The organism is Paenibacillus sp. FSL H8-0260 (assembly GCF_045040625.1).
Classification (GTDB): domain Bacteria; phylum Bacillota; class Bacilli; order Paenibacillales; family Paenibacillaceae; genus Paenibacillus_AQ; species Paenibacillus_AQ odorifer.
The window spans coordinates 3,885,956-3,908,584 of record NZ_CP150298.1 but is presented as its reverse complement, the minus strand read 5'-3'; the positions used below and the strand labels follow the sequence as shown (position 1 = coordinate 3,908,584).

The 22,629-nt window shown below is 43.4% G+C and carries 24 protein-coding genes; 19 read left to right on the top strand and 5 right to left on the bottom strand.

All coding sequences use genetic code 11. The annotated features are described in order from the left end of the window. Window positions 1-39 precede the first annotated feature (39 nt). Window positions 40-378 (bottom strand): L,D-transpeptidase, encoded by a 339-nt coding sequence (locus MHI51_RS17345; RefSeq protein WP_405173125.1) that lies wholly within the window; start codon window positions 376-378, stop codon window positions 40-42. 177 nt (window positions 379-555) lie between these two features. Then, the gene (gene lexA / locus MHI51_RS17340; RefSeq protein WP_036687720.1) at window positions 556-1,182 is read right to left on the bottom strand and encodes a transcriptional repressor LexA; all 627 of its coding nucleotides are present in this window, start codon (window positions 1,180-1,182) and stop codon (window positions 556-558) included. Window positions 1,183-1,433: 251 nt separating this feature from the next. Between lexA and MHI51_RS17335 the strand changes: the two genes are divergently transcribed. The 18 genes from MHI51_RS17335 to MHI51_RS17250 all read left to right on the top strand — a co-directional run bounded on the left by MHI51_RS17335 (window position 1,434) and on the right by MHI51_RS17250 (window position 19,425). Further along, window positions 1,434-1,847, top strand: a complete 414-nt coding sequence (locus tag MHI51_RS17335; protein ID WP_076128409.1) for a LysM peptidoglycan-binding domain-containing protein — start codon at window positions 1,434-1,436, stop codon at window positions 1,845-1,847. Between the two features lie 109 nt (window positions 1,848-1,956). After that, a complete protein-coding gene (locus MHI51_RS17330) occupies window positions 1,957-2,166 on the top strand; it encodes a DUF896 domain-containing protein (protein WP_036687717.1) in 210 nt (69 codons plus the stop codon). Between the two features lie 49 nt (window positions 2,167-2,215). Then, window positions 2,216-2,737: a hypothetical protein gene (locus tag MHI51_RS17325; protein WP_076128411.1), complete on the top strand. Its 522-nt coding sequence runs from the start codon at window positions 2,216-2,218 to the stop codon at window positions 2,735-2,737. A 34-nt stretch (window positions 2,738-2,771) separates the two neighbouring features. Beyond that, entirely contained in the window at window positions 2,772-3,557 is a 786-nt protein-coding gene (locus tag MHI51_RS17320; RefSeq protein WP_076217984.1) for an HAD family hydrolase, read from the top strand. Between the two features lie 262 nt (window positions 3,558-3,819). Then, window positions 3,820-4,245 carry a FixH family protein gene (locus MHI51_RS17315; RefSeq protein WP_038571571.1) on the top strand — a complete coding sequence of 142 codons (426 nt, stop codon included), beginning with the start codon at window positions 3,820-3,822 and terminating at the stop codon, window positions 4,243-4,245. Window positions 4,246-4,424: 179 nt separating this feature from the next. Next, on the top strand, window positions 4,425-7,802 hold the full coding sequence (gene metH / locus MHI51_RS17310; RefSeq protein ID WP_405174065.1) for a methionine synthase: 3,378 nt from the start codon (window positions 4,425-4,427) through the stop codon (window positions 7,800-7,802). A gap of 143 nt (window positions 7,803-7,945) precedes the next feature. Further along, window positions 7,946-8,893 carry a ribonuclease Z gene (rnz, locus tag MHI51_RS17305; RefSeq protein WP_076277053.1) on the top strand — a complete coding sequence of 316 codons (948 nt, stop codon included), beginning with the start codon at window positions 7,946-7,948 and terminating at the stop codon, window positions 8,891-8,893. Between the two features lie 284 nt (window positions 8,894-9,177). Then, window positions 9,178-9,966 carry a TIGR01457 family HAD-type hydrolase gene (locus tag MHI51_RS17300; protein ID WP_076217983.1) on the top strand — a complete coding sequence of 263 codons (789 nt, stop codon included), beginning with the start codon at window positions 9,178-9,180 and terminating at the stop codon, window positions 9,964-9,966. A gap of 46 nt (window positions 9,967-10,012) precedes the next feature. Beyond that, a complete protein-coding gene (locus MHI51_RS17295) occupies window positions 10,013-10,828 on the top strand; it encodes an Fpg/Nei family DNA glycosylase (protein ID WP_076133771.1) in 816 nt (271 codons plus the stop codon). Beyond that, window positions 10,818-11,681, top strand: a complete 864-nt coding sequence (locus MHI51_RS17290) for a deoxyribonuclease IV (RefSeq protein WP_341002945.1) — start codon at window positions 10,818-10,820, stop codon at window positions 11,679-11,681. Before MHI51_RS17295 ends, MHI51_RS17290 begins: the two co-directional genes overlap by 11 nt. Continuing rightward, the gene (locus tag MHI51_RS17285; RefSeq protein ID WP_076184432.1) at window positions 11,678-12,022 is read left to right on the top strand and encodes a cyclic-phosphate processing receiver domain-containing protein; all 345 of its coding nucleotides are present in this window, start codon (window positions 11,678-11,680) and stop codon (window positions 12,020-12,022) included. The genes MHI51_RS17290 and MHI51_RS17285 overlap by 4 nt, the downstream gene beginning before the upstream one ends. After that, on the top strand, window positions 12,019-12,342 hold the full coding sequence (locus tag MHI51_RS17280; RefSeq protein ID WP_076128425.1) for a co-chaperone YbbN: 324 nt from the start codon (window positions 12,019-12,021) through the stop codon (window positions 12,340-12,342). The genes MHI51_RS17285 and MHI51_RS17280 overlap by 4 nt, the downstream gene beginning before the upstream one ends. Beyond that, a complete protein-coding gene (locus tag MHI51_RS17275) occupies window positions 12,342-13,124 on the top strand; it encodes an ABC transporter ATP-binding protein (protein WP_076218008.1) in 783 nt (260 codons plus the stop codon). The genes MHI51_RS17280 and MHI51_RS17275 overlap by 1 nt, the downstream gene beginning before the upstream one ends. Window positions 13,125-13,171: 47 nt before the next feature. Further along, a complete protein-coding gene (locus tag MHI51_RS17270) occupies window positions 13,172-14,188 on the top strand; it encodes an SAM-dependent methyltransferase (protein ID WP_076184506.1) in 1,017 nt (338 codons plus the stop codon). A 125-nt stretch (window positions 14,189-14,313) separates the two neighbouring features. After that, complete coding sequence (locus tag MHI51_RS17265; RefSeq protein WP_405173124.1) at window positions 14,314-15,807, top strand: serine/threonine protein kinase; 1,494 nt, start codon at window positions 14,314-14,316, stop codon at window positions 15,805-15,807. Window positions 15,808-15,921: 114 nt separating this feature from the next. Then, complete coding sequence (locus MHI51_RS17260; RefSeq protein WP_036687697.1) at window positions 15,922-17,475, top strand: ABC-F family ATP-binding cassette domain-containing protein; 1,554 nt, start codon at window positions 15,922-15,924, stop codon at window positions 17,473-17,475. 73 nt (window positions 17,476-17,548) lie between these two features. Next, complete coding sequence (locus MHI51_RS17255; protein ID WP_076217980.1) at window positions 17,549-18,589, top strand: ThiF family adenylyltransferase; 1,041 nt, start codon at window positions 17,549-17,551, stop codon at window positions 18,587-18,589. A 116-nt stretch (window positions 18,590-18,705) separates the two neighbouring features. After that, the gene (locus MHI51_RS17250) at window positions 18,706-19,425 is read left to right on the top strand and encodes a response regulator transcription factor (protein ID WP_076128431.1); all 720 of its coding nucleotides are present in this window, start codon (window positions 18,706-18,708) and stop codon (window positions 19,423-19,425) included. Between the two features lie 45 nt (window positions 19,426-19,470). Here MHI51_RS17250 and MHI51_RS17245 read toward each other — a convergent pair whose 3' ends face one another. Then, window positions 19,471-19,971: a C40 family peptidase gene (locus tag MHI51_RS17245; protein WP_076128433.1), complete on the bottom strand. Its 501-nt coding sequence runs from the start codon at window positions 19,969-19,971 to the stop codon at window positions 19,471-19,473. A 294-nt stretch (window positions 19,972-20,265) separates the two neighbouring features. Then, window positions 20,266-20,907 (bottom strand): thiamine diphosphokinase, encoded by a 642-nt coding sequence (locus MHI51_RS17240; protein ID WP_036687693.1) that lies wholly within the window; start codon window positions 20,905-20,907, stop codon window positions 20,266-20,268. A gap of 165 nt (window positions 20,908-21,072) precedes the next feature. Here MHI51_RS17240 and MHI51_RS17235 point away from each other — a divergent pair, with 165 nt between their 5' ends. Continuing rightward, window positions 21,073-21,537, top strand: coding sequence for a low molecular weight protein-tyrosine-phosphatase (locus tag MHI51_RS17235; RefSeq protein ID WP_076184504.1), 465 nt, complete (start codon window positions 21,073-21,075; stop codon window positions 21,535-21,537). 137 nt (window positions 21,538-21,674) lie between these two features. Here MHI51_RS17235 and MHI51_RS17230 read toward each other — a convergent pair whose 3' ends face one another. After that, window positions 21,675-22,406, bottom strand: a complete 732-nt coding sequence (locus tag MHI51_RS17230) for an esterase family protein (RefSeq protein WP_076279314.1) — start codon at window positions 22,404-22,406, stop codon at window positions 21,675-21,677. Window positions 22,407-22,629: the final 223 nt, after the last annotated feature.

Here is a 22,629-nt window from a genome sequence, read left to right as displayed (position 1 = left end):
TTTAATGTGATTTGGGGGTTGCCGAGCCTCCATTCGAATTTAATTTCTTATCGTTACTTGTGTGCCTATAGGGACAATAGCAGCGAGTGCTAACACATCCTCGTTGTACATCCGGATGCAGCCGTGGGACACCTCTTTCCCAATGGAGGAAGGGTCATTGTTTCCATGAATTCCGTAGTGTGGTTTAGACAGTCCCATCCAAAAAACACCGAAGGGACCCCCTGGGTCGGGTTGTTTGTTAATAATAGTGAATTCACCCACTGGGGATTGGGTTAACATCTTACCGATGCCGACAGGGAAACCTCTAATCACAATATCATTGTCCAGAAGATATAACATTCGTTGGGTCAGATCTACAATAATTCGGTAGTTGGGCATTATACGCAACACTCCTTTCTAATTAGGATATGAGCAGAACGCCTAAAGGGTTATTCATAGAAAATGGCCATTTTAGCCATTGGGAACAATTGTTCGTAAGTGGTTGGAAAGCAAAAAAACGTAGAAAAAAGGCTGTTCCGCATATGCGGAACAGCCTTTTATGTTAGAAGTGCATACTTAGTGGATATCTCGAAACAATCCGATGACTCTTCCGAGAATAGTTACGCGATTAAGGCGAAGCGGCTCATAAGCTGGATTCTCCGGCTGAAGCCGTATATGATCACGTTCCTTGTAAAAGGTCTTAACGGTTGCTTCATCTTCTTCGGTCATGGCTACAACGATATCTCCGTTGTCCGCTGTTTGTTGTTGGCGAACAATCACATAGTCACCATTCATAATGCCTGCGTCCACCATACTATCACCCATGACAGACAGCATAAATACTTTGTTGTCACCTACATAGTGAGTAGGAAGTGGGAAGTAGTCTTCGATATTCTCTGTAGCAGTGATTGGTACCCCGGCGGTAACTTTACCTACGACAGGAATCCGTGAGATGGTCTGCGCGAATTGGTGAACATTCTCTGAATCCTCTTGGCCTAGTAATTCTATTGCACGTGGCTTCGTTGGATCTCGACGAATAAGTCCCTTCTTCTCAAGCCGGTCCAAATGACCGTGAACTGTGGAGCTGGAAGCAAGGCCAACAGCTTCTCCAATTTCCCGGACGGAAGGTGGATAACCCTTGCTGCGGACTTCGCTTCGTATAAATTCCAGGATCGCCAGCTGGCGACTTGAAATCTTTGACATTGGAATCAACCCCATATAGTAATGTTTGGGAAAATTATAACATAGAACTACCGTTCGCACAAACATAAGTTCTAACTATTATAAATATTAATCTGCTAGAGTTAAAAAATGGTAGACAAATGATAATAAAATGAACCGCTTGAGTCTCTCGAAAAAAAGAGAACAATTGTTCTGAAATAGTATTGAACAAAACACATGTTCGTGTTATTATAAATTCGAAAGTAAGAACAAGTGTTTGGAGGATGATGATTATGCTAAAATACAGTACATACCGCAGCATCTACGACAAGGCCCCAGTGGTTGAATCTATAGGACATAATGACGTTGCCCGTAATTCCGCTAAGGTGAAAGAGATAACGGAACGTTTGCTTGGAGGGATGATTTCGTTGTTCCGTCAAGATTTCTTTATTAAGTTAATATTGATTTTCGTGCTAGTATTATCTGGCCTAACAGTAGTGGGAAATGTGTTTGCAGGATCGACGACTATAATGAAGGAAGAGAAGCGGATTGTGGTTGAACGTGGAGATACACTATGGAGTATTGCCCTTAAGAATAAACCAGCTGATATGAAGACAGTTGTTTATATAGAAGGAATTAAACGTTCAAGTGGGATTAAGAGTAGTCAAATTAACGCTGGAGACATACTTACTTTACCTATTTATTAATTTTCTGAGAACATAATAGAATGACCAGTAGAGCTTGCAGGGAGTAGACCTTGACAAGCTCTTTTTCTCATGGCAGAGTTAGAATTAATTTATAGGGGGAGGGAAAGTATTGAATATTGATGAGTTGGTCGCGCGAATTAACGAATTGGCACGCAAACAGAAGAGCGTAGGCCTTAATCAAGAGGAAGTGGCGGAACGCGCCAAGCTTCGTGAAATTTACCTGGGGAATATCCGCAATAACTTCCGAGCACAATTAAATACTATTGAAGTAGTAGATAACGATGAGCATGAACAAGGTAACAAGGGGCTTAAACATTAGCTCGCTGTTCCTTTTCATAGATATTTCAGGATGACTAGGGGGAACGCACATGGCCCGTTCTTGGGAAAGAATGGTTCAACGCAACACACAGCAAATCAACAAGCAAAGAAAGAAACAAGGCAAGGATACGATTTATGCCTCTAAATCTCCTACCCAGAATGCCGAAGTCTTTAAAGGTCGCAACATTGCATTTCCGGTAGTGTTAGTGATACTTGGCACTATGTTTTGGGTAGTTGGTTCTATTGATCAGGCCAAAGGCAATGGCATGCTGGCTAATTGGCTGGGAGTAGTACTGTACTATTTGCTGGCAGCGCTATTGTTCTTCCGTCGTCCGTACTTGAAGGTGGAAAAAGCAAGACTGTCCACTATTAAATTCAATCGCGAACGCGGACTTCCAGCTGCAGATATTGAGAAAATCACCCTTTCGCGTGGAGCTGTAGTCATTAAGCACAAAGGGAAACGTACGAAATGGATTTTCACAAAACTTATGAATCGCTATGATACTAATGCGATGAGTACACGATTAGAAGCATTTGCTAAAGCTCACAACATTGAAGTAGTTCACGAATAGAACTAGACCAGTTAAAGGGAGAGGGAGACCTGTAATGCCAATTTCTGCTGTACTATTTGACCTTGATGATACATTGCTGTGGGATGATCGGAGCGTCGAAGAAGCATTTCGTTCTGCTTGTGAAGCCGCCGGGGATACGATTGATCCACAAGAACTAGAAGTTGCAGTTCGTAAGGAAGCAAGTAGCTTGTATGAATCTTATGAGACGTTCCCATTTACAAAGATGATCGGAATTAATCCTTATGAAGCACTCTGGGCTAACTTTACGGCAGGTGAACAGCCAGAATTCCGTCAATTGGAGCAGCTTGCACCGGTATATCGTAAAGAGTCTTGGCGTCGCGGACTTGCAGTGTTAGGGGTGGAAGACGAAGCACTAGCTGAGACCTTGGCAACTAAATTCGCAGCAGAGCGCAGAAAACGTCCATACATCTATGAAGAAACAATGCATGTACTGGAACAGTTACGGGGTCAAGTGAAGCTTTTGCTACTTACGAACGGCTGTCCTGCACTGCAACAAGAGAAACTAGATGGTGTGCCCGAGTTAATTCCTTTCTTTGATCATATTGTGATTTCCGGAAGCTTTGGTAAAGGCAAACCGGATAAGGAAATTTTCCTGCATGCTTTAGAGCTTCTTGATGTAACGCCTGAGCAAGCGGTTATGGTCGGCGATAAGCTAACAACGGATATCCGTGGGGGGCTGGCAGCAGGGTTGACCACGGTCTGGATTAATAGAAAAGGTAGAGCACCTAGTCTTGATATTCATCCGGATCATGAAATCAATCACCTTGAGGAACTTCTTCCACTAGTTCAATCCTTGTAAGATATACAGAGCTATTAGCTCCAACATAAAGACTTTATAAAAGCAGCGAGTTTCTGAGATCCTAAGAAACTCGCTGCTTTTCTGTACATACATACTAACATAAGGATTTCATTAGATTTTTAAGTAAATGATTTAAGTCACAAGACTAATGCGGAATTGATGCAAAATACTGAAAAACCAATAATAATGTGTATAATAGATGGAGATGTATAACATGAATTGGTAGATTTTTATTATTCGATAATGATTGGGAGGGCTCCAAATGATGAGATCGAAGAAATTAGTCGCTGTATTATTAGGTGCAACACTTCTAGTACTAGGTGGATGTTCTTCAAATGGAACCAAGCATTCAGAAATACATAACATGAATATGAACATGTCTATGGAACCTATCAAAGTCGAACTACAATGGAGTCCTGAAGAAGTTGTTGTAAATCAAAAGGTAACCTTTGAAGCTGTGGTGACCCAAGATAACGAGGCAGTAGATGATGCAAAAGAGGTTCTGTTCGAAATTGTGAATAAAAATGATGAGGGACAGAAAATAGAGCTTAAGGGAAAGCTAATTGGTAAAGGAGTCTATCAAGCAGAAGGGACCCTTGAAAAGGAAGGACAATATAATGTCACTTCACATGTGACAGCCCGGACACAGCACTCTATGCCTAGCAAAGAGCTGTCTGTGAAACCATGATTCAAAGGTTCGCAAAGGTTACTGAGCAATAACAGATAAAGCAGAGTGGAAAGGAAGGCTTTTCGAAATTCCTTTATTCTGCTAAACTTACTCTAATGTTTTACTGGGGGGACTATTAGTTGGCTAAATATACACTTGAGGAAAGCTTACAACAAAGGATTTTGATCCTTGATGGCGCAATGGGCACGATGATCCAACAGGTGCCTCTTACTGGAGAAGATTTTGGAGGCGATGAGCTGGACGGCTGTAATGAAATGCTGGTATTAACACGCCCAGAAGTCATTCAGACGATTCATGAGCAGTACCTCGAAGCAGGGGCTGATCTCATTGAGACTAACACATTTGGTGCAACCTCTGTTGTGCTAGCTGAATATGATATTCCTCAGCGGGCACGTGAGATCAATCTAGCGGCAGCAGAGTTGGCTCGAAGAGCAGTAGACAAATATGACACACCTGACCGTCCGCGATACGTCGTGGGGGCTATGGGTCCAACAACAAAAACGCTCTCAGTAACTGGAGGCGTTACTTTCCAAGAGTTAGTTGATAGCTATGAGGAACAAGCAGTGGCATTGATCGACGGTAAAGTAGATGTTTTGCTGCTGGAGACCTCTCAAGATACACTTAACGTTAAAGCTGGAAGTATTGGTATTCGTAATGCTTTTGAAAAGACTGGCATCACGTTGCCGGTTATGATTTCCGGAACAATTGAACCAATGGGTACTACATTGGCAGGTCAGAATATTGAAGCATTTTATATCTCATTAGAACATCTGAAGCCTATCTCTATGGGCCTCAACTGTGCGACTGGTCCTGAGTTTATGCGGGATCACATTCGTTCGCTTTCGGAGATCTCCTCCGCAGCCGTGAGCTGTTATCCAAACGCAGGATTGCCGGATGAGAACGGACATTATCATGAATCTCCAGATTCTTTAGCTCGCAAGATTGCAGCCTTTGCCGAAAAAGGCTGGCTGAACATTGCAGGGGGTTGCTGTGGAACGACACCAGAGCATATCCGTGCGATGAAGGAAGCACTTTCTGAATATCCTCCACGCCCGCTGACAGGTAATCATCCACCTGCACTTTCAGGCATTGAGCCTATCTATATTGAGAACGACAACCGCCCATACATGGTTGGTGAACGTACGAATGTACTTGGCTCTCGTAAATTTAAACGTCTTATCGTCGAAGGTAAATATGAGGAAGCCTCAGAAATTGCCCGTGCTCAGGTGAAGAGTGGGGCACAGGTTATTGACGTGTGTGTACAAGACCCTGACCGTGATGAGATTGAAGATATTAAGCTTTTCTTAGAACTGGTTGTGAAAAAGGTTAAAGTACCCCTGATGATCGATACTACCGATCCTAAGGTTATCGATTTGGCTTTGCAGTACTGTCAAGGTAAGGCGATAATTAACTCCATTAACCTTGAAGATGGTGAAGAAAAATTCGAGCTGGTGACGCCGATCATTCATAAATATGGTGCAGCTATTGTTGTGGGTACCATCGATGAGACGGGACAAGCCATTAAGGCGACAGATAAACTGGAAGTGGCTAAACGCTCCTATGACTTGCTAGTGAATAAGTACGGTTTAGCAGGAGAAGATCTTATTTTTGACACGTTGGTGTTCCCTGTAGGAACCGGAGATGAACAATATATCGGTTCAGCAAAAGAAACGATTGACGGCATTCGTTTGATCAAGGAAGCACTTCCAGGTGTTCATACGATCTTGGGCATCAGCAACGTCTCCTTTGGATTGCCGGAAGCGGGACGTGAAGTGTTGAACTCCGTATTCCTTTTTGAATGTACAAAAGCTGGGTTGGATTATGCGATCGTAAATACAGAGAAAGTGGAGCGGTATGCTTCCATTCCTGCTGAAGAACGTCATCTTGCTGAGGAACTGATTTATAATACGAATGATGAGACGCTTTCTGCTTTTGTAGCGGCTTTCCGTGGTAAAAAAGTAGAGAAAAAAGAGAAGATTTCCAACCTGTCACTTGAAGAACGTTTAGCTTCCTATGTGGTTGAAGGTACGAAGGAAGGACTCATTCCTGACCTTAATGAAGCATTGACTAAATCTGGTCCGCTGGAGATCATCAATGGACCGCTGATGGCAGGGATGTCGGAAGTCGGCCGGTTATTTAATAATAATGAATTGATCGTTGCTGAGGTGCTGCAAAGCGCTGAAGTGATGAAGGCTTCTGTCAATCATCTAGAGCAGTTTATGCAGAAGGATGAGACAGCAGTTAAAGGAAAAATTATGCTGGCAACCGTAAAAGGGGACGTGCATGATATTGGTAAGAATCTTGTGGAGATCATCCTCTCCAATAATGGTTATCAGATCATTAATTTGGGTATAAAAGTACCACCAGAGACCATTATCGAAGCCTTCCGTCGAGAAAAAGCTGATGCGATAGGATTGTCCGGGCTGCTTGTGAAATCTGCTCAGCAGATGGTCCTCACCGCTCAGGATTTACGTACAGCAGGGATCGATGTTCCGATTATGGTTGGCGGCGCAGCTTTGACCCGTAAATTTACGAAGACCCGTATTCGTCCAGAATATGACGGTCTAGTATTGTATGCTAAGGACGCTATGGACGGGCTGGATATTGCCAATCGGCTTATGAACCCTGAAGAACGGGAGAAGATTGCCGAGGAAATTCGTGTGGAGGCAGAAGCAGCGGTTGCGGTGGCGCCTAAGCAAGAACTGCCGAAACTAACCAGAGCAGTGCGTTCCAAAATATCTCCAGATGCACCTGTATTTGTTCCACCGGATTTAGAACGCCACGTACTGCGTAACTATCCATTGGGGCATATTATCCCCTATGTGAATATGCAAATGCTGCTGGGTCATCATTTGGGGTTACGGGGTTCTGTAGAAGCCCAATTAGCTGCTGGAGATCAGCGGACTGTTGAACTGAAGGGTACCGTAGACGATATTCTCCATCAAGCAATGCTAGAGGGTACCATTACTCCACATGCTATGTATCAATTCTTCCCTGCACAATCGCAAGGGAATGATATTATAGTGTATAATCCACAGAATACGTCCGAGATCCTGCATACCTTTACTTTCCCGAGACAAGGGGTAGAGCCTCATCTGTGCTTGGCGGACTTTTTGAAACCTGTTGACAGTGGTATTATGGACTATGTTGGATTCCTAGTTGTAACAGCAGGTCACGGTGTACGTGAATTGTCTACTCAGCTGAAAGAAAGCGGAGATTATCTGCGTTCACACGCCTTGCAGTCGGTTGCACTTGAAGTGGCAGAAGGACTGGCGGAACGCGTCCATCATATGATGCGCGATACTTGGGGTTTCCCGGATCCGGCGGATATGACGATGAAGCAAAGACATGGGGCAAGATACCAAGGAATCCGTGTTTCATTTGGTTATCCTGCATGCCCGGATTTAGAAGATCAAGGTCCACTGTTTAAGTTGTTATCTCCGGAGGATATCGGTGTTCACCTTACAGAAGGCTTTATGATGGAGCCCGAAGCTTCCGTTTCGGCTATGGTATTTGCCCATCCAGAAGCGCAGTATTTTAATGTAGAGAAGCTGTAATTCTTTCATTTATATACCTGGTCTGTAGGGGATTGTATCCCTTTCAGCGGAACCTCCCGTAACTGGGGGGTTTTTTGCTGGAAGAAGGTCGTTTAGAATTGAAAAGAGATGGTTGAGCCAATAAGCAGAAGGGAGGAAAAAGAATGGATTTATATTTTTTAGGTACTAATGCAGGTGTGCCAACGCTACAACGCAATGTAACGTCCGTTACATTAAGACTGCTGGAAGAACGTCGCAGTATTTGGATGTTCGATTGTGGGGAAGGTACACAACATCAGGTTCTTCGTTCACCGATTCGGCTAGGAAAGCTGGAAAAGCTATTCATTACCCACTTGCATGGTGATCACCTATTTGGTCTTCCAGGTCTATTATCAAGTCGTGGTTATCAGGGAGGGACAGCGCCGTTAACGGTGTACGGACCCCCTGGATTAAAAGCTTACTTAGAGATCTCCTTAGCTGTGAGCCAATCCCGAATTCCTTATAAGATTGAGATTGTAGAGCATACAGGAGGAATTATATTCGAGGATGATAGCTTTAAAGTTGAGGCTGCATTACTTGAGCACCGCATTGACAGCTATGGCTACCGGGTAACGGAAAAGGATAGTCCCGGAAGCCTCAATACGGAATTGCTTAAGAGTTATGGTTTAAAACCGGGACCGATTTATGGGAAATTAAAAAAAGGTGAAGATGTTGTTACGGATGAAGGTGTACGAATCTGTGCTGCTGATGTTGTCAGGGAACCCAAACGAGGACGTATTGTTACTATCCTTGGAGATACAAGACCTTGTTCGGGAGCCTTAGAACTCTCTCTTAATGCAGACCTTATCGTTCATGAAGCAACCTTCGCCCATGATCTGGCTGACATGGCGTATCAATATCATCATAGTACAGCCCGTCAGGCTGCAGAGTTAGCAAAACAAGCCAAAGCAGGACAGCTGTTGCTGACTCATTTCAGTTCTCGTTACAGCTCGCATGAAGAGTTAATTCCTTTGCTTGAGGAAGCTGAACTCCTATTCCCAGAGACATTATTAGCTGAGGAATTTAATGCATATCCGGTACCTCGCAGACTAAATGGGCAACAGGGGGAATGATTATTTTCCGGGAAAGCGCAGGAAATGACAGTGCTATGCTAAAAAATGCTGGATGGGACGGTTGTTCGATTTCATTCGACGAAGTGTGTTAGATTTAAAGTAATCACGGAGTAAAAGACGAACGAATGGCTGGACATATTGCCGAAAATCAGTAGGTGATATCTTCCACCTAAAGGGATTGAGTTTTTCTGTAAATCCAAGCAGGGCAAAGGCTACGAGTTTGTTAATACTATTATTTATTTATTATATTAATTAAATTTATTGTGGAAACTGAGGGGTTAGTGATGGAACAAATTGAAGGATTATTGATTGATCTAGATGGTACATTGTACCATGGGCATAAAATGATTCCCGGTGCTGATCTGCTGATAAAAGCTCTTCGTGAAGCGGATATCCCTTTTTTATTTGTTACTAATAACTCATCGCGTACGGCAGCTAACGTTGCTGCCCACTTAAGTGGAATGGGAATTGAGGCGAAACCTGAGGAGGTATGTACCTCTTCTATGGCAGCCGCACGTTACATAGCTGAGGAATCACCTGGGGCTACAGTGGCGATACTTGGAGAAGAGGGACTGCGTATGGCTTGTGTTGAGGCAGGGCTCCAAATCGTCACAGAATCCCCTGATTATGTGGTGCAAGGTATCGATCGTTCTTTTAATTATGCTTCGTTAGCTCAAGCTTCGCGTTGGATTTTGAGCGGGGCAAAGTTTGTGCTCACCAATCCAGATTTAATGTTACCATCAGATGATGGGGTTATGCCGGGTGCGGGTGCGATTGGTGCAGCAATTGAGGCTGCTAGTGGAGTGAAGCCAGTAGTGATCGGTAAGCCAGAATCCCACCTGATCAAATATGCGACAGATCTTCTGAACATTCAACCTGAACATGCTGCTGTTGTTGGGGATAATATGCGTACGGATATCGCTGCGGGTGTTAATGCGGGCTGTCGTACAATCCTTGTTCTTACCGGTTTAACCACTACAGAGAATCTGGAGCACTATAAAAGCATCACAGGGATCACTCCCGATGAAATATGTGCCGATTTAGCTGAACTTAAAATGTTTCTCGGTGTATAATAGCTAGGGTCTTATTTACTTCACCAACTTAGAGGGGACGATGAGTATGCCAGAATTGCCGGAAATGGAGAATTATAGACAGCTGCTTAGCCAGCGTATTATAAATGTTCCGATAACTAATGTAATTGTGAACAGAGAAAAAACAATTAACATGGAGACAGAAGCTTTCATTAATGCCTTGATCGGTGCGCGTGTTGTTTTTGTAGAGCGGCGTGCCAAGTACATTTTGTTTCATCTCCATGATGGACGAAGATTACTATTACATTTAATGCTGGGTGGATTGCTTTTTTATGGTTCAGAAGAAGAACGGCCGGATCGTAATACCCAAGTAGAAATCGCATTTGGTGATCAGATCCTTTATTTTATGGGCCTGCGGTTAGGGTTCTTACATTTAGTATCCGTGAAGGAAAGCGAAGCAACGATGGGTAAGCTTGGACCTGAGCTGCTGGATCGACGGATGACGCCGGAACGTTTTGCTGGAATATTAAAAGGGCGGCGTGGTGCGTTAAAAAGTCTGTTAGTGAATCAGCATGTAATGGCGGGTATTGGAAATTGTTATGCGGATGAGATAGCTTTTGACGCAGGACTTCTGCCTTCAGTTTTAGTACAAAATTTATCACCTGAAGCCATTTCCCGCCTGTATCAAAGCATTCAAAAAGTATTAACTGATGCGACAGAGATTGGCGGATACATGGAAATGCCATTTATGACCGGTGATACGGTTACGGGTTCTTATAATGATCAATGTAAAGTCTATGACCGTGAGGGCGAGCCTTGCCTACGCGATGGGGGAACGATTATCAAAACAGAGCTGTCTGGACGCAAAGTATTTTATTGCCCAGACTGTCAGCATGAAGCCTAAACCCAAAATAGGGGCTCATGTCAGCATTCGTGGTGGATATGGGAGAGCTGCCCGATTTGCTTGGGAGAGCGGTGCAACAAGTTTTCAATATTTTCCGAAAAATCCGCGCAGTCTGAAGTTAAAGACGGTTGATATTCGAGATACAAGGGATTGTGCACTCTTTTGCCAAGAAAAAGGAATCACCTCTATCGCCCACACTCCTTATGCAATCAATATGGCTGCGAATAGGGATGACACTACCCCTCGAAAGGTGTATGTAGACTCCCTACTTAATGATCTGGAAATTGCTGAAGCCTGCGGTTCCTTAGGTATTGTTGTTCATTTTGGACATTTTGCTGGAATGGAGCCGTTACAAGGCTATCAAAATATTATACAATGTATGAATGAGACGCTGGAGTCATGGGAAGGTAACGCCAAGCTGCTAATCGAGAATCAAGCGGGCAACCATGGTACCGAAGGGATTACACTTGAAGAATTGGTGAAGGTTCGTGAGCTTAGCCAGTTTCCCGAGAAGATTGGATTTTGTCTGGATACCTGTCATGCTTTTGCAGCGGGAATTTGGAATCCTGAGCATACGGAAGACTTGCTTGAACGAGGAAACCAGCTTGGATTTTGGCCACATCTTGTAGCTGTTCATCTAAATGATTCTAAGTTTCCCTTTGATTCGAGACGGGACCGGCATGCTGGAATAGGAAAAGGTTATATCGGCGAAGAGGGTCTTAAGCGCTTAATAACTTCTGATCCATTACGTAAAAAATCTGTTGTTTTGGAAACTGAAAAGGGTTCAGATGGCAGTCATCGGAATGAAATAGCTACTGTTCGCAGTTGGTTTGAAGCGGGGGCTAGAAAGTGACTCATATCTATATGGACGATCTCCGTAAAGGTCCGCTTGGATTTGCTTTAGCCAGGACAACAGAAGAATGTCTTCTGATGTTGCGTGAGTGTGAGGTTGGTATTTTATCGTTAGATTATGATATGGGACCGGATGATTATTCTGGTGGGGAAGTGGCTAGACGGATTGTTCTGGAAGGACTGTACCCCCGTGAAATCTATCTACACACCTCCAGTGTTTTAGGGAGAAAAGAAATGTATGAAATCTTATACGCGGCTAAACCTGAGGGGATGATCTTGTTTAATGGTCCCCTAAGTTCTGATAAGCTTTATGATATCGCTGGGGAGACGGGTCTGAAATGAAGGAAATGAATGAAGCGGATTTACTGGAGATACTCACGAGACCGGGAGAACCGCTGGTAGTATTTTTGCATACTCCGCTGTGTGGTACCTGTAAGGCTACAGAACGCATGTTGGAAGTAGCGGCACATCTATTGCCTGCTGAACTCCAAATGGTTGCCGGAAATGTAAACATGTTGCCTAATCTGGTCCAACAATACCGTATTACCAGTGTCCCTGCTCTACTTGTGGCTTCTGCTGACCGGATAGAGAATCCGCATATTTATTATTCAATGGTTTCAGTTGAGCGGATTCTGGAATACATAAGGAGTGTTATATCATGATCATTTCATTACAACATTTATCTCTGCGCAGAGAAGAAAGCCTAATCTTGGACGATGTATCGTTAGAAGTGAAGGAAGGCGAAAACTGGGTCATTTTGGGACGAAATGGTTCGGGCAAAACAACCATTTTGGAGATTATGACAGGTTATATATTCCCTAGCAAAGGAACTGTTGAGGTATTGGGGAATAAATATGGTCAATGTGATTTACGCGAGGTTCGTAAAGAGATTGGTTATATTGGTCCTTCCTTAATGGAGAAGATGTCTTTAAATGATCCGGTGTGGGAGGTTGTCGCTACAGGAGCTTACGCTTATTTGCGTTTCTACGAGAGCATTCCACACGATGTGAAGGAGAAGGCAATCCGCTTGCTAGAGGATATGAATCTGGGCAATATGGCACTTCATCCTTTTGGAACCTTGTCACAGGGAGAGCGAAAAAAAGCAATGCTGGCAAGATGTCTTATGGCTGACCCCAAACTACTGATTATGGACGAGCCTTGTGCAGGTCTTGATCTGTACGAAAGAGAAAAAATGCTGGCTGAAGTAGACAAGCTGAGACAACGTAATGTCTCCGTTGTATATGTAACTCATCATGTGGAAGAAATTGTCCCGCTTTTTACACATGTTGCTTTAATTCGCGACGGTAAGCTAGCTGGTTCCGGACCGAAAGAAGAAGTATTAACCAAAGAAATGATCTTGGCCACCTATGATATTCCTGTTGATGTAGAATGGGATAGCGGTCGTCCCTGGATTAAAATTAGACCTGGAGGCAAAACGATTTGAACGAATTAAGACATGATAACGAAGAGCAGACCACTGCTCCGGAAGAAATGGTGTACTCCCGATATATTTGTACAGCTAATCACGGCTTTGCGCCATATGCTCAGGAAGAGCTTCGGCGCTTGTTCGGCGCAGTGAAGAGTACGCTGCTGCTGCCGGGAGAAATCTTTCTAGCCACCTTGCAGTCTGAACCCGAGGAAGTATCACGATTGCTCACACAGAATCTGCCCATTTTCCTTCGTCATATACAGCCTGTGCAGTTTCAGGATGAAGGAACCATGGATGCGTTACAGCGTTTGGCTGTGTATTTAAGCCGCCGCAGTGAGCTAGAGGGGGAGAAAGTATCCCTAAATGTTCGTAAAGGGGATCCTTCCTTCTGGCAGGAAAGTCCGGGCGAACTTCGTGAATGGCTGCAGGAGCAATTGCAGAGCTTGGGTGCAGAATTTACAGTACAAGATCCGGCATGGGTCATTTCTGTCTACGCAGACGGGAATGCCTTATATGCAGGAGTGTCCAGACCAGAAGAGAATCTATCCGGCTGGAATGGCGGTGCAATCCGTTTCCGCAAGGAAGACGGACAAATCTCACGTGCTAAGTTCAAGCTGATGGAAGCGGAGAAGGAGTTCGCTATTCCTTTTTACAGCTTCCGTAATGCGCTTGATATCGGTGCCTCTCCAGGGGGCTGGACTTCTTTCTTGCTGGAGCGTGGAATGAAGGTAACAGCGGTTGACCCTGCTTTGATGCATGAATCGCTGCGTAATTACCCGGGTCTGAAGATCCTGCGCAAAAATGCCGGAGAAGTGAAATTCCGCGATAATGAATTTGATCTGCTTGTATGTGATATGAGCTGGAGTCCTAAGCTGATGGCGAAGCTTGTAACCGGGCTGCTGCACAGCCTGTCCCCAGGTGGAACAGCGATTGTGACTGTGAAGCTGATGCATAAGAAACCACTAGCGATGATCAAAGAGATCATTGCAATGTTTGAGGGCGAACGTATGCAGATTCAACGGGCCAAGCAGCTGTTTCATAATCGTGATGAGATCACACTTTATATGATTAAATACTAAGTTAGATCCTAATTTAAAAATCTTAAGGGAAAGCATCCCGTTATTAACGTTATCGTAATCTGCGGTAACAACGTTAATGGCGGAAGCTTTCTCTTTTTTTTATGTAAAAAAGGGGGTATGTTTAGTTGAATTTTGCATCGAAGCTTGGGATAGGGCAGATAATGGACGCCAGATACAGAATTATTGAACAGATTGGAACAGGTGGAATGAGTATTGTTTATCTTGCGGAGGATCTGCGTTTAAAGGGGAAACGCTGGGCTGTAAAAGAAAGTGTAAGCTCAGAAGAACTACCTTCAGACATTGAGGCGGAAGCGGAGATGCTAATGTGTCTGGATCACCCGCGGCTTCCACGTATTGTTGATTACTATCTTTCGGATCAAGAAGGGTATTCTTATTTAGTTATGGATTATATTGAAGGGATAACTTTAAGTCAGCTGATGAAGGATAATCCCGGACCATTGCCTTGTGAATTCATCCTACAAATAGCTAAACAGCTTTTAGAAGTCCTGCAATATTTGCATGGTCATCATCCGCCCATTGTTTATCGTGATTTAAAGCCCTCCAATCTTATGTTAACTAAGCAAAAAGAATTGATGTTAATCGACTTCGGAATCGCGCGGAATTTTAGAAAAGGAATCGTTGAAGATACGGTGAAGCTTGGTACAGTAGGATTTGCGGCTCCTGAGCAGTATGGGAATGGGCAGAGTCAGCCGGTTTCTGATTTATATGGTCTTGGTGCATTACTTTTGTATATGGCTACCGGAGGCTTATGCAGCCACTGGGAGTCTGGAATGGAAAATAAGTTGCGTGACCATGTTCCCGAAGCTTTTATTCCTATAATTAGACGTTTATTACGGCCTCATCCGGAGGAAAGATATCAGGAGGCAACAGCTGTTATTCAAGCGCTGGTTCGTGTGGAGAATGATATGGATGAAGGTAATCCTTTAGCAGTGTCTGTGCCCCTAGCGATTGATAAACGGAAGGCTAAAGTGATCGCCTTACTTGGAGTAGGGCCGGGACTTGGAACAACACATACTTCATTTGCAATTAGCAGTTATCTGGCACAGATCGGTTCAACAGCTTGGGTTGATCTATCACCGGATTCATCGGTTTATGAGCGCATGCGCAATATGGTTGATGTGCAGAGCGCTTCAGTTCCTGCTAAGAGCCCTGAGCTTGCATTTTCCTGGAGGAAGGTTCATTACTGGAAGCGACCTCACCATGGGGATGTAGCAGAGCTTATGAGAGGAGCTTATCAATTTGTGGTATTAGATCTGGGCACGGGTGGATTTGATGGAGCGCTGGAAGAAATCAAGCATAGCGATATTCCCATTCTAATTGCTTCTGGCGCCGATTGGCGATTGGAGGAATCTTTATTATGGATTAAACGGAGTGGGCTGCAGCCTGAACGGGAATGGAGAGTGGGGTTACCACTTGCTGAATACCAATCTGTTGAACTATTGCGAAATTCTTTAGGTATAGATAGAGTTTATAATCTACCGTGTCAGCAAGATCCATTTTTACAAAAAGGGAAGTTGGCAGATGTAATTGCTGAGCTGTTAGGGGACATTGAGGGCGATCGGAACGTTGGAAAACGCCGTGGTTTTTTCTTAAGATAGGCTATTGGGACTAACATTTAATTCAGTGTTCCGCTAAAGTATGATAAAATATATATTTATACGTGATTTGATTTACGCATTATTTAAGTATAGACAGGAGCTTGCGGAGAATTTATGAGTTTACTTACTGTAGAAGACGTTTCCCACAATTTTGGGGATCGGACATTGTTCAAGAACGTGTCTTTCCGGTTGTTACCAGGAGAACATGTTGGAATTGTTGGAGCAAATGGCGTTGGTAAATCGACGCTAATGAATATTTTGACAGGAAAGCTTTTGAAGGATAATGGTAAAGTAGAGTGGACCCCTCGGGTGCGTTACGGTTATTTGGACCAACATACGATTCTTACACCGGGCAAAACGATTCGCGATGTTCTAAAGGACGCTTTTTTGCCATTGCTTGAGTTGGAGCAGGAAATGCTGAAGATCACAGAGCAGATGGGTGATGCTTCGCCTGAGGAACTAGAAGTACTACTGGAGCAGATGGGAGACATTCAGGAACAACTGGATATCGGAGATTTCTATCTGATTGATGTAAAAGTAGAGGAAATGGCCAATGGTTTAGGCCTGTCCGTGATTGGGCTAGATCGTGATGTTGCTTCTCTCAGCGGTGGTCAAAGAACCAAAGTGCTGCTGGCGAAGCTGCTACTGGAGAAACCCAATGTACTATTGCTTGATGAGCCTACCAACTATTTGGATGTTGAACATATCGATTGGCTGACCAACTATTTGAAACAGTACCCTTATGCGTTTATATTGATTTCCCATGACACTGAGTTCATGAATAAAGTTGTTAATGTCGTTTATCACTTAGAGTTCGGTAAATTGACCCGTTATACGGCGAACTATGAGAAATTCCTTGATATGGCGGAGATGAACAAAAACCAACATATCGATGCCTATGAGAAGCAACAAGATTTTATCAAAAAACAAGAGGACTTTATCCAGCGGAATAAAGCGCGTGCTTCAACTTCAGGCCGGGCAAAAAGCCGTGAGAAGCAGCTTGATCGTATGGACCGAATTGATCGTCCTGAAGAAGCTGCTAAGCCGACCTTTAAGTTTAAAGAGAGCCGGGCAAGCGGGAAAACCGTCTTCGAGGGAATTGATTTCGAGATCGGTTATGATCGTCCGCTGCTGCCACAGCTAAATATGGTCATTGAACGTGGTGAGAAGATTGCTATTGTTGGCTGCAATGGTGTGGGTAAATCGACACTGCTGAAGACAATTCTGGGAGTGATCCCAACATACAGCGGCAAAACCTATCTTGGGGATTATCTGAACCCTGCATATTTCCAACAAGAAGTGAAAGCAGCTAGTCTTACACCCATTGAGGATGTCTGGAATGAATTCTCCAGTTTAACTCAGAACGAAGTTCGTGGGCATCTGGCACGCTGTGGTCTAAAAAATGAACATATTACACGTCCGCTTAGTATGCTGAGTGGTGGGGAGCAAGCGAAGGTGCGTCTTTGTAAGCTTTTGATGCGCGAAAGCAACTGGGTACTGTTCGATGAACCTACCAATCACCTTGACGTTATTGCTAAAGCAGAGTTGAAGCGCGCTTTGCAAGAATATAAAGGCACAGTCCTGCTTGTATCTCATGAACCTGATTTTTATGAAGATTGGGTTACGAAAATTTGGGATGTTGAGCAGTGGTCAGCTGTACAGGTATAGAATAATCATAAATCCGGAGAATAGCAGACATCCTGCTGTTCTCCGCTTTTTGGATATGGGGAGGAGATAATGTATGTTTCATAACGCTGGGCGAGCAGATCGATACTCACGACAGATACGTTTCGCGCCGTTTGGAACTGAAGGACAGCAGGGTCTCGTAAAATCAAAAGTGCTTGTAGTTGGTGCGGGTGCGTTAGGTACAGGGATTGCAGAGACATTAGTCCGCTGTGGGGTTGGGCATGTTCTTATCGTTGACCGCGATTATGTAGAGTGGAGTAACCTGCAGCGCCAACAGCTATATACCGAGATGGATGCGCAGGAGCGAGCTCCAAAAGCCATTGCAGCCCAGAACAGACTGCAGCAGATTAATTCTGAGGTTGTCATAGAAGCGCATGTTATGGATGTGCGGAAGGAAGAGCTGGAAGGACTCATCTCTGGGGTGGACCTGATTATGGATGGGACTGATAATTTCGATACACGTCTCATCATTAATGATATTGCCCAAAAGAATAATATCCCTTGGATTTATGGAGCATGTGTAGGAAGCTATGGAATTACATATACGATTTTGCCTGGAGAAACGCCATGTCTTCATTGTCTTTTAGGTACAGTCCCACTAGGGGGAGATACCTGTGATACAGCGGGTATTCTCCCACAGGCCGTGCAATTGGTTACTGCAAATGCTACAGCTGAGGCGTTAAAGCTTCTCGGTAACCGTAAGGACCAATTACGAAATAAACTGCTGACTTTCGATGTATGGCGTAATGAACATCAAGAAATTGGCGTGAAAAGTGCTAAAAAGGAGAATTGTCCATCTTGTGGGACTCATCCGATCTACCCTTATCTAACAGCCTTAAATACGGAACGAAGTGATGTGCTTTGTGGCAGGGATACCGTACAGATCCGCCCTGCCCGGCTGCAGAAACTTAACTTGCAGGAAACAGCCAGTCGTCTGTCTCGTTTAGGAGACGGTGAGGTAGAGAGCAATCCTTATCTAATTTCCTTTAAGGAAGGTCCTTACCGGATGGTGATCTTCGCAGATGGCCGGGCATTGATCCATGGAACGAAGGATATTGCCGCTGCCCGTAGCTTTTATCATCGATATTTTGGATAAAAAGCATAATAAACAGATCCTCAGGCCATTTCATAGGAATGGTCTCTTTGTTTTCCGGGGATTCTATATCTATTAATGGGATGCTGATGCATGTCTGATGGATACGGGGGATCTTCGTGAGTGAGCAAATGATATGGTATATGTCTGCGGGAAACGGAAGAGGAGAGGAAGAACTAGACGCTATTGCGAAAGTGTTTAATGATATCGGTCTGCAAATAACAAAAAGCGAAGATCCCGAAGATCTTCGCTTATCCATTTCTGAAGTAGAACCGGTATTGCTGCTTGCTGATTTAGGCGAGGTGGGAACATGGGAAGGATGGAAAATCATTTCCGCAGTAAGAGATGAGGGAATGATTCTTCCGGTCATGGTGATTTCCGAAGAATTATCTGGTAACGGAGCAGTTGCGGCCTTTTTAGCCGGAGGGAATGATTTCATGACAAAACCACTACATACCGGTGAATTTAAATGTAGAATTCTAAATTTATTAACCCTCACGGGTCGGCGTCGAAATTTAAAACATCTGTTAAAGGTAGATGGTTTAATGCTCGATCCCAGCCGCAGGCTGGTCACCCGTGAAGGGATCGAGCTTAAGATGACGCATAAAGAATTCGATCTTCTATATTATCTCGCTGCGAATCGAGGGATTATATGTTCCCGCGAGGAAATACTCAAACAAGTATGGGGATATCAATTCCATGCAGATACCAATGTTGTAGATGTATACATCAGGCATATCCGCTTAAAAATTGATAAAGGGTACCGGAACAAGTTGATTCATACTGTTCGCGGAACAGGATATGTAATGAGGGTGCCCGAAGGCAGCACCACATCCTGAGACTAATTCTCTTTTATAGAAAAGACTCTACTATAGAGCTGTTGTTTACAGTACGCGGCGAGCCTTTAGATAAGTCTTTTTCCATGTACCAGAATTAAGATCAGAAACCGTAACACCTGGTTTACCGTAAGTGTGCAGAATTTTACCGTTTCCAGCGTAAACAGCTACGTGAGTTACATTTTTACCAGTTGCTCTGCTGCCGCTGGAGAAGAATACAAGATCGCCGACACGAAGGTTAGCTTTGGATACAGCAGTTCCTACTTTTGATTGAGCCGCAGCTGTGCGGGGTAATGATACATTATATTTATTAAAGATATGTTTCATAAAGGAAGAGCAGTCAAAAACCTTAGTAGTAGAAGTAGAGGCTCCGAATTTGTATGGAGTTCCCATAAAGTTTTTTCCGAAATTGACAACGCTTTGTCCTTTGGACACCGTAGCGGCTTCAACTTTAGTTGCACCTACACCAGTTGCCATCATTGTTCCTAAGCCCATTGTAGTAACCATTCCTATAACAATCGCTTTTTTTATCCATTGTTGTTTATTCATGTTGTAAGTACCTCCAAAGTTAGTATATCAATCTGTCTTGCTTGGCATGTCTTGCTTGCCTGATTCGTAGTATAGCAGGTTATCTATGTCATAAAATTTGGTAGAGCAGCAATAAAGTGAGGCTGGGCCTGGGTTGTAAACGTTTTATTAAAAATTCATTAAAAGTTACAAAAAATTAATAACTTGATATTTTGGGCAATAAAATAAGCCGTAAACCCCTTGATATATAAAGGATTTAACGGCTTTTTAATTTTGAAACAAAAGTTACAAGGATGTTTCTATATCACTATGTATTTAGTCTTTGCTCTGAATAATCAGCAATAATCCACTACGTATTCTAACTGTTCCAGTGGAGGAAATCAGTTTGTTGCTTACACCTAGAGATTGCCCTAGCTTTAAAGTAGCATCATTCAAAGGATATTGAAATCCTTCTAATGTAATCCCTGTTACTTCAGGAGTTAATGGAAGCAAAGATACATAGGTGTAGCCCAAATCTTCAATGACTGTTTGGGATCCGGTAAGTGTCACATAGTTATTAGAATCCATCACGTAGCAATTGATTTGACGTTGCAGAGCCCTTGTCATCATTTGAATGCTGGCTAAGGAGTGATCAATTCGAGTGCCTGTAACTCCTAATAGTAAAATAGAATCAGGTTGCTGATTCATTGCAATATCGAGTGCCATCTCACTGTCGGTTAAATCCTTGTTCACGGCGTCACAAGTGATTGTTTTTTTACTTTTGGATTGAATATCCTGAAAAGCCTCAGGCGATACAGAATCAAAATCACCTACCGCAATATCTGGTATATATCCATGTGAGATGAGGAATAATGCACCCCGGTCCGCACCGATAATAAAATCTTCTTCATCTAATAGAGCGAAATAATCCGGAGATAGTTCTCCACCGGCAAAAATAACAACTCGTTTGGATGGCATAACATCCATTCCTCCTCTAAAACTCTAGTTGGTTATCCTGTCCCAGTATAATGCAGATCGAAAAGTTGCACAATTGACCAAGACAACGCTAAAATGATAGTGTGCGATTTTTTATGTGCATAAATTCATATTTACTAATGTTTTAACAATTGGGAGGTGAATGAAATCGTAAACGTGCTATTTGTCTGTCTGGGTAATATTTGTCGCTCACCAATGGCGGAGGCCGTTCTGCGCCATAAGATTGATGAACGAGAGCTTTCACATAAGATTCTGGTTGACTCTGCAGGAACTGGAGATTGGCATATAGGTAAGGAACCGCATGAAGGGACTAGACGTATACTTGATCAAAACAAGATTAGTTATGCAAATATGGCAGCGCGTTTGGTCAGTAGCGAGGATTTTCAGAAGTTTGATTATATCGTCTGCATGGACAAGTCTAATGGAGAGAATGTTCGAAAGGTTCCTGGTGGAGAAGAGGCTAAGCTTTTGTTCTTCATGGATTTATTGCCTGAGGAAGAATTGAGAGAAGTACCAGACCCTTATTTTACAGGTAATTTTGAACAGGTATATGATTTGATCAATGCAGGCTGTGACGTGTTGCTAGAAATGGTGATAAGAGAAAAGCTGTAACCCGGTTGGGTTCCAGCCTCTCTGATTAGTATTAAAGTAAATTAAGGAAATTTGCTGGATTAAACTGTAAGCGTAAACACGGCTGAAATCTACATACGTTCTTTAGATGTTCATTTTTTGCTTCTATCAATAAGGCATTATGTGTTTAAAAAATAGAGTAGAGATTCAGGGAGTTCCTTTTGCCAAAAGCCCCAGAGATGACGACCGTCTTTCTCGCGGTAGGATACGGTAGCTCCACGTGCTTCAAGCAATGCTTTTGTTTCTCTGTTCATCTGAACAAAATCATAGGTCCCTGTATCAGTCTGGTAATCTGTTTCCTGCAGTCCAACGACCATATTAATGTTGAGCCAGGAGAGATCTTCTTCTTTAGCCAGCATGGCTTGTGATTCGGGATAGAATGCACCGGATAGGCTGATGATACGTGTGAAGATAGCTGGATAAGCAAGAGCGAGATGGAGGGAGACGCTGCCTCCAAGGGAATCACCGGCTAAGATTCGTTCGTCGGGTGTACGGCGTACGGGATAATTTTTTTCAATGAAGGGAATAATCTCTTCGGAAAAGCAAGATAGGTACTCCTTGAATCGGCTGCCGAACGGAGCGTATTCTTGAGTCCGAACAGCGACGTTAACTTCTACACCAACGATAATGAAGGGCTCGACATCTTCTTCTATAATAAGTTGTCCAGCAAGTGTAGCAATGCGTCCAAAGTTGAAAAATTCTTCTCCGTCTTGGCAGTACACCACGGGGTAACTCAGAACTTCATTGTAGCCTGGGGGCAGATAGATACGTAATTTACGTTCCTCCTGCAGATGTTCACTCCAAAGCGTTTCTTTTACAATTGTGCGTTTCAGAAAAACAGAATCGCTCATCGTTGTCACGTCACCTTTCTTGTCGAATTTTGCAATACACACAGGGTTACGCTAAAATTATTAAATGTGTAACTGTGTTATTAATCATTTACTTGTTGGAAAAGTGTTAAACTGTTATATAAAATTTTCTCACCTGTTATACATACAAAATTTGAAGGAATATAAATTTTATAAGTATTTCTTTGACGAAAGTAACTAAACAGGTGTATAATAATATTATAAC